The sequence below is a fragment of the Leptolyngbya iicbica LK genome, from assembly GCF_004212215.1.
GTDB lineage: Bacteria > Cyanobacteriota > Cyanobacteriia > Phormidesmidales > Phormidesmidaceae > Halomicronema > Halomicronema iicbica.
This window is the reverse complement of the sequence record NZ_QVFV01000002.1, coordinates 31,538-47,554: the sequence shown is the minus strand read 5'-3', so window position 1 is coordinate 47,554 and position 16,017 is coordinate 31,538. Positions and strand designations below refer to the sequence as shown.

General features: G+C 55.1%; 11 protein-coding genes. 6 read left to right on the top strand and 5 right to left on the bottom strand.

What is annotated here, in order from left to right; genetic code table 11:
• Positions 1–78: 78 nt before the first annotated feature.
• Positions 79–273, top strand: coding sequence for a hypothetical protein (locus DYY88_RS07320; protein WP_039728698.1), 195 nt, complete (start codon positions 79–81; stop codon positions 271–273).
• A 149-nt stretch (positions 274–422) separates the two neighbouring features.
• Here DYY88_RS07320 and DYY88_RS07315 read toward each other — a convergent pair whose 3' ends face one another.
• From DYY88_RS07315 to DYY88_RS07300, 4 genes are all read right to left on the bottom strand, one after another.
• Complete coding sequence (locus DYY88_RS07315) at positions 423–1,922, bottom strand: alanine/glycine:cation symporter family protein (RefSeq protein ID WP_242517586.1); 1,500 nt, start codon at positions 1,920–1,922, stop codon at positions 423–425.
• Positions 1,923–2,893: 971 nt separating this feature from the next.
• On the bottom strand, positions 2,894–3,298 hold the full coding sequence (locus tag DYY88_RS24440) for a (2Fe-2S) ferredoxin domain-containing protein (protein WP_201279067.1): 405 nt from the start codon (positions 3,296–3,298) through the stop codon (positions 2,894–2,896).
• 151 nt (positions 3,299–3,449) lie between these two features.
• Positions 3,450–4,406, bottom strand: coding sequence for an SPFH domain-containing protein (locus DYY88_RS07305; protein ID WP_039728701.1), 957 nt, complete (start codon positions 4,404–4,406; stop codon positions 3,450–3,452).
• Positions 4,407–4,469: 63 nt separating this feature from the next.
• Positions 4,470–4,892 (bottom strand): NfeD family protein, encoded by a 423-nt coding sequence (locus tag DYY88_RS07300; RefSeq protein ID WP_039730350.1) that lies wholly within the window; start codon positions 4,890–4,892, stop codon positions 4,470–4,472.
• Positions 4,893–5,476: 584 nt separating this feature from the next.
• On the opposite strand from DYY88_RS07300, the gene DYY88_RS07295 reads away from it, so the two are divergent.
• Positions 5,477–7,276, top strand: coding sequence for a PP2C family protein-serine/threonine phosphatase (locus tag DYY88_RS07295; protein WP_044151379.1), 1,800 nt, complete (start codon positions 5,477–5,479; stop codon positions 7,274–7,276).
• A gap of 150 nt (positions 7,277–7,426) precedes the next feature.
• Here DYY88_RS07295 and DYY88_RS07290 read toward each other — a convergent pair whose 3' ends face one another.
• Complete coding sequence (locus tag DYY88_RS07290) at positions 7,427–9,775, bottom strand: RelA/SpoT family protein (protein ID WP_039728702.1); 2,349 nt, start codon at positions 9,773–9,775, stop codon at positions 7,427–7,429.
• 403 nt (positions 9,776–10,178) lie between these two features.
• Between DYY88_RS07290 and patD the strand changes: the two genes are divergently transcribed.
• The 4 genes from patD (at position 10,179) to DYY88_RS07270 (ending at position 15,992) form a co-directional block, all read left to right on the top strand.
• On the top strand, positions 10,179–10,550 hold the full coding sequence (gene patD, locus DYY88_RS07285) for a heterocyst frequency control protein PatD (protein WP_052288611.1): 372 nt from the start codon (positions 10,179–10,181) through the stop codon (positions 10,548–10,550).
• A 470-nt stretch (positions 10,551–11,020) separates the two neighbouring features.
• The gene (locus DYY88_RS07280) at positions 11,021–11,638 is read left to right on the top strand and encodes a hypothetical protein (protein WP_044151380.1); all 618 of its coding nucleotides are present in this window, start codon (positions 11,021–11,023) and stop codon (positions 11,636–11,638) included.
• A 284-nt stretch (positions 11,639–11,922) separates the two neighbouring features.
• On the top strand, positions 11,923–13,224 hold the full coding sequence (locus DYY88_RS07275; RefSeq protein ID WP_039728704.1) for a hypothetical protein: 1,302 nt from the start codon (positions 11,923–11,925) through the stop codon (positions 13,222–13,224).
• Positions 13,209–15,992 (top strand): nSTAND1 domain-containing NTPase, encoded by a 2,784-nt coding sequence (locus DYY88_RS07270; RefSeq protein ID WP_039728705.1) that lies wholly within the window; start codon positions 13,209–13,211, stop codon positions 15,990–15,992. Before DYY88_RS07275 ends, DYY88_RS07270 begins: the two co-directional genes overlap by 16 nt.
• Positions 15,993–16,017: the final 25 nt, after the last annotated feature.

Below are 16,017 nucleotides of genomic sequence, written 5' to 3'. Positions count from 1 at the left end.
TAGTGTTTGTTCTAAAAATCAGGGCTTTTTAAGATCAAGGCAAGCAAGTAAAACAACCCAAGATGCAAGGAGCAAATCATGTTTTGGCTTTCAATTTCTACCCATGCTCCAGAACTCCGAGGCTTAAATTCCAAGACTTCTCCATGGAGCTTGTTGCAAGCTTTCTGGCAGTTTTGCCAAACGTATGGTGAATATCAGTCGCTGCCCCCGAGTCAACGACGTCGCTTCATCATTGAGCAAGAAGCTTATCAAGAAGTAGATTCTTGCTACTAGGCAAACCTTTAGGCGGCAATTTGCCCAGCAATGACCGCTTTTTGATGAAAGCAAAGCATCCGGCCACCGGATAAAAACGGATCAGCCGGATGCTTCTCCTCGCAAAACTTGGCGGCTAGCGAACACCTTATGCCGCCAAATGCTCACATTTATTCAGAGGGCGTACTCGCTGTCGCCATTTCGTCATAGGTTGGCATCTGTCCGGAGGTTAACCGTTGCCAGTAGTCCTTTAGGTCGCCCGCCAACTCGTTCGACAAGATGTAGCAACCGACCAAGTTGGGAAAGGCCATGCCCAACAGCATCAAGTCGCTAAAGTCGATGATGAGGCCCAGGCTAGTCAGAGTGCCCAAGAAGGTGCAGGTGACATAAATCAGCTTGAACAGCAGCGTGCTGCGCTCGCCAAACAGATACGTCCACGCTTGGATGCCGTAGTAGCTCCAAGAAATAATGGTGGAGAAGGCGAACAGGCAAACCGCAATACTCAAGATGATGGGAAACCAGCCAATGACGGATTCAAAGGCGCTGGAGGTCATGGCGACGCCGCTCAAACCCTCGCCAGTGTCTTGATAAACCCCGGTTAACACGATCGCGATCGCGGTCATGTTACAGATCACGATGGTGTCAATGAAGGGCTCTAGCAAGGCCACAATGCCTTCGCGAATGTGCTCATCGGTACGAGCCGCCGAGTGCGCGATCGCCGCCGACCCCACACCCGCTTCATTCGAGAAGGAACTCCGGCGAATTCCCTGCACAATGACACCGACCAGACCACCGGCTACCGCTGTGGGAGCAAACGCTTCACTGATGATGGTGCCGATTGCTGCTGGGACCTCAGCAATATTCACGATGATGACAAAGAGACAGGCGATCGCATAAATTGCCGCCATCGCCGGAACGAGCTTCTCAGCCACAGCGCCAATACGACGAATGCCGCCAATAATCACAAAGGCTGACAACCCAGCGAGAATCAAACCAAAAATCCACGCGGGCAAGCCAGGAATCAACCCGCTAATCGCCGCATAAGCCTGGTTTGACTGGAACATATTTGCTCCACCCAAGCTACCACCGATACAAAGGATGCAAAATAGCACTGCCAAGCCTTGCCCCAAAGGTCGCATCCCTTTGTTAGAAAGGCCGCGAGTGAGGTAATACATCGGACCGCCCAGCACTGTGCCATCGTCCAGTACGCGACGGTATTTCACCGCGAGCGAACATTCAACAAACTTGGTCACCATGCCGAGGAACCCAGCCAACGTCAGCCAGAACATGGCACCGGGACCACCCAACTGAATTGCCACCGCCACCCCGGCGATATTCCCCAAGCCGACCGTCCCAGAGACTGCCGTTGCCAGGGCTTGGAAGTGCGACACCTCACCTTCGTCATGGGGGTCGTCATACTTACCGCGCACCACATCGATGGCATGCTTAAAGCCGCGCAGGTTGATGAAGCCCATGCGCAGCGTAAAAAACAGTGCCGCGATAAACAACCACAGCACAATAAAGGGAAAGCCATTTTCTCCACCAATTTTGAAAAATAGGAGAGTGGCCATGACGTTGACAATGGGGGCGAAAATCGCGTCTACCCCTGTCAATGCCTCGTCTTGGGCTAGACCAGGTCGAGCTAACAAAGCCAGAAAAATGCCTGCCAAGGAAATTATCAGCAGGGGATTCCGGGGGTTTGACAGCTTAGACAATTGTCTCGACAAGGCAGCCTCTGCCTCCGAGTCAGGATGTCGTTTTACATAACTCATGAGAATCTCTCGTAAACAAATATCAAACATTCAGCACAGCGATTTCACCGCCCAAAACTGCCTGACCTCAATGAATAATTAAGGATATAAGACCGACCCTTGGAAACTTCAAATCATGCAATGATTGGCTTCCTTTTTGGGGCTGGCTAAACCGAATTGAGGATTAAACAGAAATCTCTATCCACACAACAACTGTGAGCGTCACTTGTGCGAGTGACTCGTCACCCACTTAAGAAACGGCGGATAGTCCACTGGGATTCAAGAAAGATGACAAACTGTCAACTTTCTAAACCTGTCTGCTGAAACACACTCAGCCGCGAAAGCCTAGCTAAGCAACAACTGCCGACTAGTCCCTAACTCAATCAAAAATAAGGGATCAAGTTAGCCCCAATGGCGACGCGGTGGCTCGATTACGGCACAGCATACAGAGATATTTGTCGGTTTATTATTATTTTGCTGTTAAATTCGACACGCTCAGCCTTTGGCCTGTCAACCGGAATGCCCTGCAAGCGAAAAAACTGAGTGGCATAATTACCGCAACTACAAAGCTAGCGATTCATCCTGATTCAGCCCCAACAGCGCCCGCATCAGTTTTGCAGAAAGCCTTACTATCCTGGCAGGATGGCCGTTTACTCCCCAGTGTCCAGACAGGATAAGTCGACGCGACTTCGCCACTTCCCTCATGGTTTGGCAATCAGAGATTTGGTAAGACTCAAACCCAATAATCGCTCCCAGCATTAACCATCGAATAAATCAATGATTACGATTGAAAAGATACTGGTTTGGCGACCGACGACGTTCTGGGCAGGCAGCTGAAGACTTGGTATTTTGCTCGTGTCTTAGCGGGGAAATGTTTGACCGCGAATTACTCAAACTAGGGAGTAGAGCATCCAGGCTAGGCAACCCATAATCAGCAGCACGGCAATACTAAGCCCGATAATGGCTACCCGTCGCTCTGCACGACTGGCTGGCGGTTGGGGTGAACTTTCTGATGGCGATCGCGATGTGGGCAATTCTTGCCGATGACGACTCAAAATTGCGGCTAACTCCTGCGATCGCACGTGGCTGTATAACGTCTGCTCTGGTAACACCAATACTGATGGTCCGTTACCGCAGTTGCCTAGGCAGCCGGAGGCTATGACCGTTGCCATTATTGGAGTTTGTTGCCCTTGGCCAGCTTGCAGTACAGGGGCAGCGCCATCCTTGAGGCAGGTTTTGTGCTGGCAGACCAACACTTGCCGTTGGGCAACATCTGCAACAGGGCGATCGCTCACAGCATTCTGTCGTTGCGAGCAATTTGGCTTAGTCGAATGTGACTGCATAACTGTTTAAGTCTTGGGAGGGCAAGTTTTGGGAAGGTGTGAACCACTGGACATCCGTTTGAACACCCAAAGCGCGCCCTCTGAAAATGGTCTAGGACAATGGCTAACCAATGTTGCCATCGCCCACGATCGCCTTCATCCCTTCCAAGGTGGCGGGAATGCTGCGCGGGTCCATAAACATGACCTTGCTGCTGTCGCTGCCGCCAATTTGCTGACCCATTTCCAAATAGCCTTGCGCCAAGAGGAACTGTAATGCCTCTTTCGCTTCGGGATCGGAGCGCAGCTTATCGGCAATAATGGCCATGGCTTCCGAAGTGGCCTGGGCCTTAAGCACCGCTTCTTGACGGAACGCTTGAGCTTTCAAAACGATCGCCTTTTGCTGGGCTTCGGCGTCTAAAATGGCAGCTTTTTTGCCCGATTCTGCAGCCAATACTTCTGACTCTGCCTGACCTTTGGCCGAGTTTACGGCTGACTCGCGTTCCCCTTCTGAAGTCAGGACGGCGGCCCGCTTGCGCCGCTCTGCTGCCATTTGCAGTTCCATGGAATCTTGCACGGCTTTGGAGGGCATGATGTCCCGCAGTTCGACCCGCGTCACCTTGACGCCCCAGGGGTCCGTGGAGATATCCAGTTCCCGCAGCAGGGACTCATTAATTTCAGAACGAGCGGTAAAGGTTTCGTCGAGTTCTAGCTTGCCCATCTCAGAGCGAATCTGGGTCAGCACTAGATTGACCATTGCGGCTTGCAGGTTTTCAACTTTGTAGTAAGCCTTTTCCATGTCCACGATGCGCCAGTAGACGACGGCATCCACCGATATCGAGACGTTGTCGCGGGTGATGCAAGACTGGGGCGGCACATCGAGCACCCGTTCCCGCACGGTCTGCTTAAACACAACTTTATCGAGGACGGGGGTGATGAAGTTAAGCCCTGGCGTGAGCTTTTTCCCGTTGTAGCGACCTAGCGTTTCGACCAACGCTTCGTCACTTTGGTTGACGATTTTGACGGCGCTGGACGCAACACCTCCGCCCAACGCCAGAACGATCAAGAAAACAATGGGATTCATACTTAAATCTTCCTCAAAAACGGTGAATGCAAACAGGTTCAGAACGAGTCGCACAGACGGTCACTAACGAATACTGTGTTCGGGCATGATCAGTAGCGTGTTGCCTTTGCGGCCCACCACGATCACGGGTTCATCAGCCCCGATCGCGGCTTCTTGGTCGTCACACTGAGCCTGCCAAGAGTTGCCTTCATACAACACGCGGCCCGTTTGGCCGGCGGCGATCGCGGTCAGAGTCCGGGCTTCGGTCGAGTCGGCCAGGGTGTAGGGCGTGCGTTTGGGCACAAAGCGCTTGAGGGCCCAGTTGGCCAATACCGACAGCACCATCCAAATCGCCACCTGGATCGAAAACTGAGGCACCACTAGCGCCACGACCGAAACGATGAGCGCACTCACCCCAAGCGTGGCCTCAATGAATGCGGTTGGCAGAACTAGCTCCATCAAACAGAGCACACCACCAATAATTAACCAAAACAGCGGAAGACTCATAGCCTGCCCAAGAACCCAAATCAACCCAATCATCAACTGTGACTCAAGGAGTCAACCATTCAACAAATCTATGACCGCGCTCCAACGGAGTGACGTTAGAACAATGGCAATATCGACATCGTGTGAGATGTCCCCTCGTCCATTGACCCAAAGGCCCTGCCCATGTGAGAAAACGGTCGTTCTAGCAAGATCCTGCTGGCAATTCATCAGGAACTACACGATTGCGGTGCTATGTTCCTGAAAAAAGCGAAAACTTCCCGCTTTTGGACTGGGTTACCTGAAACATTGACGGCATTTGCTGACGTGAAGCGGTCACCCCTGGGCGTCATCTCACGGGGGCATGGAGTTTGCACCCACATGAGCCAAACCTGCAATGGGTAACGCTTCATCAATATGATGGCGCTGTTTCTCAGGAGTTACATACAATCAGCACAATTCGTTTAGGTTTGGGGCGCGACGCTAAATATGCTGCAACCCGAGGGACCAAAAACGAAAAGATCCACTAGGATTAAACCTAACTTCTTGGCCCCAGGGTCAGGACAGGCGATCAGTAGTGTTGTGATGGACGCAGACCATCTGAGCAAATGACAGTAAGTGCAGAGCGAGTCGGAACCCAAACGCGAGTATGTCTCTGGGCCATCGGAGCCGGGACGGAGGCGGTGGCGGTGGGTGACACGATTGGCGATCGCTATGAGGTGATTGCCCCCCACATTTGGCAAGACCTCAAACCCGAGACGCCCCCGGCCAAGCCTGATGCGTGGCCGCCGTCAGTGCCGCGATATCTGCACGCCCATCGTCAACGGCTGCATGTGCCAGGGGTGTATGACGTGCTGCCGCAAAAAGGGAAAAAAGAGCCCTGGATTTTGCTTGAAAATGCGCCGGTTAATGCCCGTTCTGGCGAGTTGTTTCCGCCCCTGACGGAGCGGTGGCCGCAAGTGACGGCGGTGCGGCAATTATCTTGGCTGTGGCAAATTTGGCAGCTCTGGCAGGAGTTAGAACCGCTCAAGGTGGCAAGCAGTTTGCTAGAGCCAGAAAACATTCGCGTGGAAGGCTGGCGCGTGCGGCTGTTGCGGCTCATTCCCGATGAGCAACCCCCGACTCTTCAAGACTTGGGGGCCAGCTGGACCGGGTTAGTGGACTCAGCGCAAGGGGCGATCGCGGCCTCCCTGCGCAACCTCGTACAGTCGATGACCACCACTGAGTTGGCGGCAGAGCAACTGTCAGTTGATCTCAACTATTTATTACTGCGGGAGTCGGCGACGTATCGCCCGCGATTCCGAGTGGCGGGCAACACTGACCCTGGCCCCAATCAAGCCCGCAACGAAGATGCCTGTTTCCCCGTGGGTGAGCAGTCAGAAATGCCGACGCCGCGCATTGCAATTGTGTGTGATGGCGTCGGGGGGCATGAAGCGGGGGAGGTGGCCAGTCAGATTGTGGTGCGATCGCTGCATCCCCAGCTGCAAGGGCTCTTGGCGGAGTGTGGACGGGAGGAAATCGCCGTGCCGCCGCAGGTGGTGGCCCAACAGATCGAAGCGGCTATTCGGGTGGTGAATGATCTGGTCAATGCCCAAAATGATTTGCAGGGCCGCAGTGAGCGGCAACGCATGGGCACGACGTTGGTGATGGCGCTGGTGGTGCCCCAACGCATCAAAACACCAAACGGCTGGATTCAGGTAGATGAGGTGTATATCGCCCAGGTTGGCGATAGCCGCGCTTACTGGATTACCCCGGACTACTGCCATCAGCTCACGGTGGATGACGATATTGCCGGACGGGAAACCCTGGCCGGACGAGCTTTTTACAGTACGCTGCGCGATCGCCCCGAGGCCAGTTCCCTGACGCAGGCGATCGGCACCCGCAATAGTCAATACCTCACCCCCCATGTGCAAAGGCTGACGCTGGATGAGGAGGGCGTGCTGCTGCTGTGTACGGACGGGCTCAGCGACAACTATCAAATCGAAAACGCCTGGGCCAACTACATCGGCCTCATCACCAAAGACATCATTTCGCTCCAGTCCGCTGTGGACTCTTGGATTCAACTGGCAAATCAGAAAAACGGTCACGACAACGTCGCCGTGGCGCTGATGCACGTCAAGCCTTTGCTGGCGAATGCCTTTGGAGCTACGCCTGAAATGCCTGCTGAAGACGATGAGCCCACGGCAGAAGATCTCACGGATGCCTCTAAAGCGTTGCTTTACGGTGAGGAGGACGCAGCCGCCACTACGGCTGAGCAGACGGGGGGTGGCCCGACGGCGACGATACCTCAGTGGTGGATTGCGGTAGTGGCGATCGGCATTCTCTTCTTTGCGGGGGTCTTTGGTTGGTGGATTGCCGGGCAATTGTCGGCCCCACCGACGGAGAGCGAAATCGAATCGGTGGAGTAACCACATCGGCTCAGCGTCATGCGCTGAGCTCAGAAGTGCGTCGAGGCCAATCCCCAGAGCGTCGGGCTGGAAGTCAGCCTTGGCAACCATTTCATGAGACTTGCGCTTGCCGAAGACAGCGATCGCCAACAGTCTCAAGCCAGCTCAAACCTACGCTGATTCGCTGACTCGGTGGAGGGAGAGCACGTCAGTCATTTTGCGCACCTGGGTGAAGGTTTGCTCCAGATGGTTGTGGTCGCGCACATCTAAGCCCAGTTCGATTTCCGCCGTCTGGCCGGGGAAGGTTTTGACCTGGGCCTTGTGGACGTTGATATCGAGATCGGACAGGTGACTGAGAATATCTTTGAGCACGCCGACGCGATCGATGACTTGAATGCGCACCTGGACGGGATAGGTGGAGGTGCGTTTGGCGGTGGCTTCTTCCAGGTTCCAACTGGTGGGGATGAGGCGATCGCCGGGAATGCGCTCGACATTCGGGCAGTTTTGGCGATGGATGGCAATGCCCCGTGAGCCCATCGACACCGCGCCGATGATGGATTCTCCTGGCAGGGGATTACAGCAGCCGGCCATGTGATAAAGCAACCCTTCGACCCCAAAAATGGGGGAGTCAGACTGGGGCTTGGCCGGGCGTGTCGGGGTGCTGATGGCTTCTGCTAGCAGCGTTTCGGCGTCTTCTTGCTCGGTCTTGGGCTGGCGCGACTGGAGCGGTTGGTGCTCTTTGACGGCTTCGCGCAGACGGTTGACCACCAGATTCAAGGTCACCTCGCCGTAGCCCAAGCCTGCCAACAAGTCTTCTGCACTGGGATAGTTGCAGCGTTCCGCCACGGCCTGAGCCGGGTCAGATTTGAGCATGGCATCCAGCCCGCTCTTGCCCATTTCTTTTTCAAGCATGTCGCGACCACGGGCGACGTTTTCATCGCGGTGCGATCGCTTATACCATTGCCGAATGCGGTTACGCGCGCCAGCGGTCACAACATAATTCAGCCAATCCAGGCTGGGGTGACTGTTCTTTTGGGTAATGATTTCGACGATGTCGCCATTTTCTAACGGCGTATCGAGTTGCACCATGCGGCCATTGACCCGGGCTCCGGCGCAATGATTGCCCACCTCAGTATGGATGCGATAGGCAAAGTCGATCGGCGTCGCCCCCCGCGTCAGGGAAATGACATCGCCGTCTGGGGTGAAGACATAGACGTCTTCGTCAAACAGATTGCCCTTGACGTTGTCCATAAACTCTTGGGCATCTTTGAGGTCGCTCTGCCATTCCAGCAGCTGTCGCAACCAGGTGAAGCGTTCTTCGTCGGCGGAAACGGGCGTCGTGCTTGCCCCACCCGACTCCTTATATTTCCAGTGGGCGGCGATCCCGTATTCGGCGATGTGGTGCATTTCTAACGTGCGAATTTGCACTTCGATCGGGCGGCCATAGCTGCCAATCACGACCGTGTGTAGGGACTGGTAACGGTTTGGTTTGGGCAAGCCAATGTAGTCTTTAAAGCGGCCAGGAATGGGGCGAAAGGCATCGTGGGCGATCGCTAAGGCGCGGTAACATTCCTCATTGGTATTCACAATCAGGCGAATGGCTGCGACGTCATAGATTTCGTTGAAATCCTTTTGCTGGCGCTCCATTTTGCGAAAGATGCCGTAGAGGTGTTTGGGACGGCTACTCACATCCACAATGCCGATGCCTGACTGTTCCATGCGATCTCGCAGGATTGAGGCCACGGTCTGTAAGCGAGCTTCGCGATCGGTGCGCTTGCCTGCCACATGGGTCTGCATCATGCGATAGGCATCCGGCTCCAGGTACTTAAAGGACAGATCCTCCAATTCCCATTTGAAGCGACCGATCCCCAATCGATTTGCCAGGGGCGCAAAAATTTCTAAGGTTTCGGCGGCAATGCGGCGCTGTTTTTCGGGTTTGAGATGCTCTAGTGTGCGCATGTTGTGGAGGCGATCGGCCAGCTTGACCACAATCACCCGCACATCCTGGGCCATCGCCAAAAACATGCGGCGAAAGTTTTCGGCTTGTCGTTCCGTTTTACTGTGAAAGTTGAACTTCGAGAGCTTGGTGACCCCTTCCACCAAGCGGCGAACTTCTTCGCCAAAGTGGCTCTCGATTTCATCGGCGGTGACGTCAGTATCCTCGACCACGTCATGCAAAAATCCGGCAGCAATCATGGCACTGTCGCCGCCCAGGTCTCGCAGCAAGCAGGCGACTTCGATGGGGTGACAAATGTAGGCTTCGCCCGAGGCCCGCTTCTGCCCTTCGTGGAGCTTGTAGGCAAACTGAAAGGCCCGACTCACCAAATCACATCCGACATCGTCCAGGGTTAGGGGAGTGGCCCCTTTATCGGCACTTGGTGGCGCGATCGCGGCCGCCGAGTGATGACCATTGCCATGGTGGTGGCCGTTAGCAGGCACCTCGTCATGGGCCAACAAGCAGTTAGCCAGCCAATCAGGAACGGTGCAGTCTTGCGGAAGGGTCGCAATTGAATGGGCCATCACGGGGAACGAGAATAAACGACAGGGTCGCTAGTGATGCACTAGCTGAAAAACCTACGTATGGTGTAGGCATTAATGAAACAGCGAGAGTCACGAATTCTAGCCTCAAAATGCTAGCGATCGTGACTCTACTGAAACGCCGGAAAAGCTCTCCACTAGGGGAAGGTATGAGCCGATGGATGAGGATTTTTGACTGAGTAGAAAAGCCTTAAGCAGGGCTAAAAGCAGAACGGATCTACTATTTGAAAGTCACAATTGTTACAGGTTTATCTCATTACTATAAACAAAGTTGAGGAATTCTATACCGAGTTGACTCTGGTTGGGGTTAATCGCAATTATTTGAAAATTTTTGCCGGGTCGATGTCATGGGACTCGCAAATTATCGGGAATACAGGGGGCGACGATGACTGACGCGAACAATGACCCGACAGCGGTTGAGCTGTTAACACAATTCGTCGAACTGCTGACCGGGGTACAACACTGTGCTCAAGCTGCTCAGGTGGATGGGCGATCGCTCCAGCAGCAATTTCTGCAAGCCCAACAGCTGTATCAAACACAATTACTGCCGACGCTCATGGCGACTCCCTCCGCTGAAAGGCTGTTATCTTACCAGACCGAAATCAATCGAGCGTTGCGACTTTTAGGGATGGATGTGGCTTTTCTTCAGTCTGCCAAAAATTCTCTGACCCTTCAAAAACGTCAGGCCCAGATGCAAAAGCAGCTTCAGACGCTCTTGGAGTTTTGCCAGGGGTTGCAGGTTGCGATGGATGAGTGATCTCAATAGAGCTGTCCTTCCTCCCGACGGTGAATTGTTGGTGATGGGAGAGCGATCTCTCAGCAAGGTTTTTCAGTCCGTCCTCGTCTCTGTTTAAATAGTACGCAAGCTCTATAAGCCTGAATATAGATGAGTTTTTGTGCTGAATTCCCAAAAGAGTCCTGAACTTTTCCCTATCGACGTACTAAAAAAAGTCAGGCATCTTGGAATTGACCCCCACGGGGAAAGGCAACCCGACTCGCCAACTGTGGCCCGCTCACATTGAGCCGAGCTGTGAGTTGCGACCGCAATGTTAAAACTCACAACCCGCGATCGGTGTTTGTCTTTCCCCGTTCAACAACCAGGGAAAGACTACCGTCATGAAACAACAACACGCCTCTAAATCACCATCTACTCGCCTAAGTGCTTCCAGACTTTGGAGAAAAACTGCTGCCTTATTGGGGCTAGGCGTTTTCGCAAGTTCTCTCGCGATGCTCTCGCCTAGTGCCCAAACCCCATCGAAAGCCCAATCTCCATCGGGTGCGAATGGTTTCTGTTATTACGTCAGAGCCTCTACCAACCTTTATACGACCCCGTCGTTTGCTGCAGAGGCGGGAGCCAGGTTCGCAGCGGGGGACAGAGCCTATGCAACGACCATTCCGCCAACATTCGCCTGGAATAATAGCGTCGGCACTAATTTTGTTGCCGTCGCTATTTATGATGGCAATACTGCTTGGGTGCCGCTTTACAACCCAGACGGCACTCAGGTACTGGAAGAGTATCCGCCGGAGGACTGCCCTAATCCTGGTTTGAATGCGGCGACATTTCCTATAACTGGTGATCCTCAACAGATTGCTTGTTTTGGTGTCAAAGTCCCAACGAATGTGTACTCAGAACCATCCTTCAATTCGGCTGTTAGGGGGCGTTATGGAGTTGGCGATACGGCTTACAGATCCAGTGACTTTACGCCTGATGTGCCTTTAAGCGATGGCACCTGGGATGGCAATACCTTTATCGCAGTCAGCATTTATGACGGCAGTAAGGCCTGGGTGCCCCGGCAACGCCCAAACAACACCGTGATTCTTGAAGACCTGGCAGAGTGTCCTTAAGGCATAAGTGCCCATCGGGAAACTCAGGTTCCTTTAATTCACAAAACCGGGATTCTGTTGCCTTACCTCGAAGGATGAAAAGGGAAGGCGGCGATCGCGAATAACCTAAGGGGACGGGTCCCTTGAATTAAACCTGACTGTACTGGTTAATTTGACAGGGACCCGTCCCCTGTGTGATTCAAGGGACCTGTCTCCTGAGCGGTTTTGGCTGATGCCTGTCGATTTCGTTCTTGCTGCTGAAATCGACGTGCTATAAAGGGCGTGCCGTCAGGAGTTGAGTCGCGATGGACCCCGCTTTCCTCCGCAATTTTTTCAAAGCGTCGAATCCGGGCAATCCGGTCTCGGACCCACGCTATTACATTGATTTTTCCGATGTGCGGGGGGGCGACATGGTGCGCGAGCTGGCCCGCACCATTGTTGACCTGTCGCCGGATGAGGCCACGACCCAGCTACTCACGGGGCATGTGGGATCGGGCAAATCGACGGAACTGCTGCAACTGCGGCAGCGGCTTCAGCAGGCGGGCTTCCATGTCGTCTACTTTGACTCGGGCCAAGATTTAGAGTTGGCGGATGTGGAGGTGACGGATATTTTGCTGGTGATGGCGCGGCAGATCAGCGCCAGTTTAGAAGCGGTGGGGATCAAATTGCAGCCACCCTATTTCCAGCGGCTGTTTCGCAGCATTGTGGAGACGTTGCAGATGCCGATCGAGCTGTCGGATGTGACGCTGTCGGTGGGCATTGCGGAAATCACCGCCCAGTCCAAAGAGAGTACCAATCTACGATCGCAGCTCCACCAGTACCTCGAACCGCGCACGAAGAACATTTTGGATGCCATCAATGGGGAGTTGCTGACTCCGGGGATTGCCCAACTCAAAGCGCAGGGAAAGCAGGGATTGGTGGCGATCGCCGACAATCTAGAAAAAATGCTGCGGAATGCGAAACCCAACGGGCGATCGCAGCCAGAATATCTGTTTGTGGATCGCGGGGATCAGCTGAAGCGACTGGACTGTCACGTGATCTACACCATTCCTTTAGAACTGGTATTTTCCAACGATTTGCCCATGCTGATGAATCGGTTTGGGCTGCGGCCACGGGTGCTGACCATGGTGCCCGTGAAAACCATTGACGGCGAGATCAATCCCACCAGCATGGCGAAGCTGCGGCAGATGGTGATGGCGCGGGCCTTTCCTGATTTGAGTGCGGGCGATCGCCTCAACCGCGTTACCGAGATTTTTGACGATCCGGCCACGCTCGATCGCCTCTGCCTCGCCAGTGGGGGCCATGTGCGCAATGTGTTGCGCTACGTCACGGGCTGCCTGCGCAAACAGGGGTTGCCCATCACCACTGAGACGCTGGCACAAGAGCTACGGGACGAACAAAACGAGCTGGTGGGCATCATTGACGCGACGGAATGGCAGCTACTCGCTCAGGCAGTGAAGGCGCGCACCTTCCAGGGCAATGATGAGTACAATAGTCTGCTAATGGGGCTCTTTTTGTATGAGTATCGGGATGATCGCGGGCGTTGGGTCGATATCAATCCCGTCCTAGCCAACAACGAGGTCTACCAACAGTGGCTGGCGACCTAAACGACAATACCGGACGCGCCTATACCGACGCGGAACTGCTCCGCCACAACCAGACAGCGTTGGCGGAGTTGCGCAACGCGCTGCAACTTGCCCAGGGCGAATTTTCCCTGATTGCCCTGGGGTGCGACTACCATCGGCTGCGCTACCTGGTGAATCAAGAGTTGGTGAATGCGGGACTGGCGGAAGTGCTGCAACTACCGCAACAGTTTCAAAATCTGCGGGAAATCATTCAACATGCAACGGGCGATCGCCTGCCCCCCGGCCTGCTGATTGTGGGACTGGATTACCTCACCCCGGCGGATTTGCAGGCGGTGCTGCGGGCGACCAATATGGGACGCGACGACTTTCGGCAGCAGTTCCCCTTTCCCATCGCGATTTGGATGAATCGCCGGGTGCGGCAGCAGTTTTTGCAGCAGGCTCCCGACTCCCGCAGTTTTTCCCCCGCCGCGATCGCCTTCAAATTGCCCGCCGGGGAGCTGATTCATTCCCTCAAAGTGGGAACGCAGCAGCTCTTCAACACCATCCTGGCGCGGGGGGGCGATCGCGAACCGTCCACCACCTCCATTCGCCTGATTGGCAGTGATGCTCTCCGCAGCGAGCTGGAATTTGCGGTGGAAGACCTCGCGGCCCAGGGCGTCACCCCGGACGCCTGCTTACAAGCGAGCCTCGACTTTTTGCAAGGCCGCGAAGCCCACAGTCGCCTGGAGATGGACACCGCACGAGAACGGTACGAACGCAGTCTGGCCTTTTGGGATGCCCACGCCGACCCCGAATCGTCCCCCGCGCTGGAGACCGCAGGGCTCACGGCGGCGGATTGTCGGGCGGTGCTGTGGCTGCATCTTGGGCTATGGTGGCGTACTTATGCGGCTGTTCAACGGGCTACCTACGAGGCGTCGCTGCGGCAGGCTCGCGGCTATTTTGAGCCGTTATTGGAGCAGTTTCGCGATCGCGACCAGACGCCCCATCTCGCCCGCTTCATCCACGTCCTGGCGGAGGTGCTGCAAAAACAGCGGGATTGGGTGGCGCTGGAAATCCTCGCCAACGAAGGCATTTCGCTGCATCAGGAAACCGCTGACCCGGTGCGTCTCGCCCGCGACCACGGCTTTCTCGCCGAAGTGGCCCTGATCAAAGAAGACTGGCTCACCGCTCAAAGCGAAGCTGCCCAGGCCCTCGACATTCTCGATACCGCCGAAGCGGATCTGGAAGACGGGGAAACAAGCGATCGCGACCTGGCCCAGGCTTTGATCGTGGCGAAACGGTTTCAGCGGGGCTGGTATCGCTTTTTGCTGGGGGAAGCACAGATGCACCTCAGCGATCCCCGCGCCGCCATTCACTATTTAGAAGATGCCCGCCGGGAAACTGACCCCGAGGTGGATCTCACGCTGCACATCAAAGTGCTGGAAGAGTTGATTCACCATTACTTTGAGCTGGGGCAATACTGGGACGCCTTTTGCATCAAGCAAGACCTGCGCCAGGTCGAATATCGCTATAACCTGCGGGCCTTTATCGGGGCGGGAGCAGTGCAGCCCCATCGGCACTTGGGCACGGTGAAGCAGTTTGACGGCATCACCGAAGCGGCAGTGGCGGCGGAAATTCGCGCCTCGGGTCGCCTATTCGATGTGGAGCGACTGGCTACCCGACTCCAAGGCAATCCCCACGCGATCGTGATCGTCCACGGCCCCTCGGGGGTGGGCAAAAGCTCTATCCTCACCGCCGGACTGGTGCCGATGTTGCGGCGGCAGGGCAGTTCAATCGAAGGCAACCCCACGATCCCGCTGCTGATTCAAACCTATGGCAACTGGGAGCAAACCCTCAACACGGCGCTGAATGACGCCCTCAAGCCCTGGTTTCCCATCCTCCCGGACGCAGCCGACACCCCCATCACCGGGGCAACGCTGATGGCCAAACTGCGCCGGGGCATCGATAAAAATCGCGCCTTTGTGCTGATTTTTGACCAGTTTGAGGAGTTCTTTTTTGATAAAGATGATCCCCGCGATCGTCGCCAGTTTTACGAATTTCTCGGCCTGTGCATCGACCAGCCCTTTGTGAAGGTGGTGCTGGCCCTGCGGGAGGACTACCTGCACCACTTGCTCGAAGCGGAATGCATCATCAACGCCGCCAGCCAAATGCAGGATCAAGACCTGCTCAGCCGCGACCAGCGCTATCCCCTGGCGAACTTTAGCCCCGCAGCAGCGGAAGATGTGATCCGCCAGCTCACCAGTGCCGCCCAATATCCCCTGCCGAATGACCTGATTCATCGTCTCGTTAATGACCTCGCCGCCGAAACCGGCGATGTGCGCCCGATTGAATTGCAGGTGGTGGGGGCGCAGCTCCAGCGCGAGGAGATTCACACGCTGGATCAGTATGATGCGATCGGCCCCACCCCGAAAGAAAAGCTGGTGCAGGACTACCTCGCCTACGTCGTCCGCGACTGCGGCCCCCCCAACGAAAAGCTGGCCTGGCTCGTTCTCTATTTACTGACGGACGAAGACCGCGAACAGCGCCTCTATCGCCCGCTGAAAACGCGAGAGGAACTGGAATACGAACTGAAGCTGCTGGAAATGCCTTTCGCGGTGGATCAGCTCACCATGGTGCTGAATATCCTCGTCGGGTCGGGCCTCGTCTTCGAGATCCCTGAAGAACCGGAAGACCGCTATCAACTCGTCCATGACTACCTCGTGCGCTATGTCCGCGAAGAGCCACAATCTCGGCTAATGGAGGCATTGGAGAAGGCAAAAGCGATTTCGAAAACAGTGGCAGCCCAGTAAGTGATGTAGCTGTAACAGGACAAGA

Bases quoted from the DNA above. Each gene is read 5' to 3' on its own strand.
- DYY88_RS07320 (WP_039728698.1), top strand. From the start codon at position 79: ATGTTTTGGCTTTCAATTTCTACCCATGCTCCAGAACTCCGAGGCTTA.
- DYY88_RS07275 (WP_039728704.1), top strand. From the start codon at position 11,923: ATGGACCCCGCTTTCCTCCGCAATTTTTTCAAAGCGTCGAATCCGGGC.
- DYY88_RS07300 (WP_039730350.1), bottom strand. From the start codon at position 4,892: ATGAGTCTTCCGCTGTTTTGGTTAATTATTGGTGGTGTGCTCTGTTTG.
- DYY88_RS07290 (WP_039728702.1), bottom strand. From the start codon at position 9,775: ATGGCCCATTCAATTGCGACCCTTCCGCAAGACTGCACCGTTCCTGAT.
- DYY88_RS07305 (WP_039728701.1), bottom strand. From the start codon at position 4,406: ATGAATCCCATTGTTTTCTTGATCGTTCTGGCGTTGGGCGGAGGTGTT.
- DYY88_RS07295 (WP_044151379.1), top strand. From the start codon at position 5,477: ATGACAGTAAGTGCAGAGCGAGTCGGAACCCAAACGCGAGTATGTCTC.
- patD (WP_052288611.1), top strand. From the start codon at position 10,179: ATGACTGACGCGAACAATGACCCGACAGCGGTTGAGCTGTTAACACAA.
- DYY88_RS07280 (WP_044151380.1), top strand. From the start codon at position 11,021: ATGCTCTCGCCTAGTGCCCAAACCCCATCGAAAGCCCAATCTCCATCG.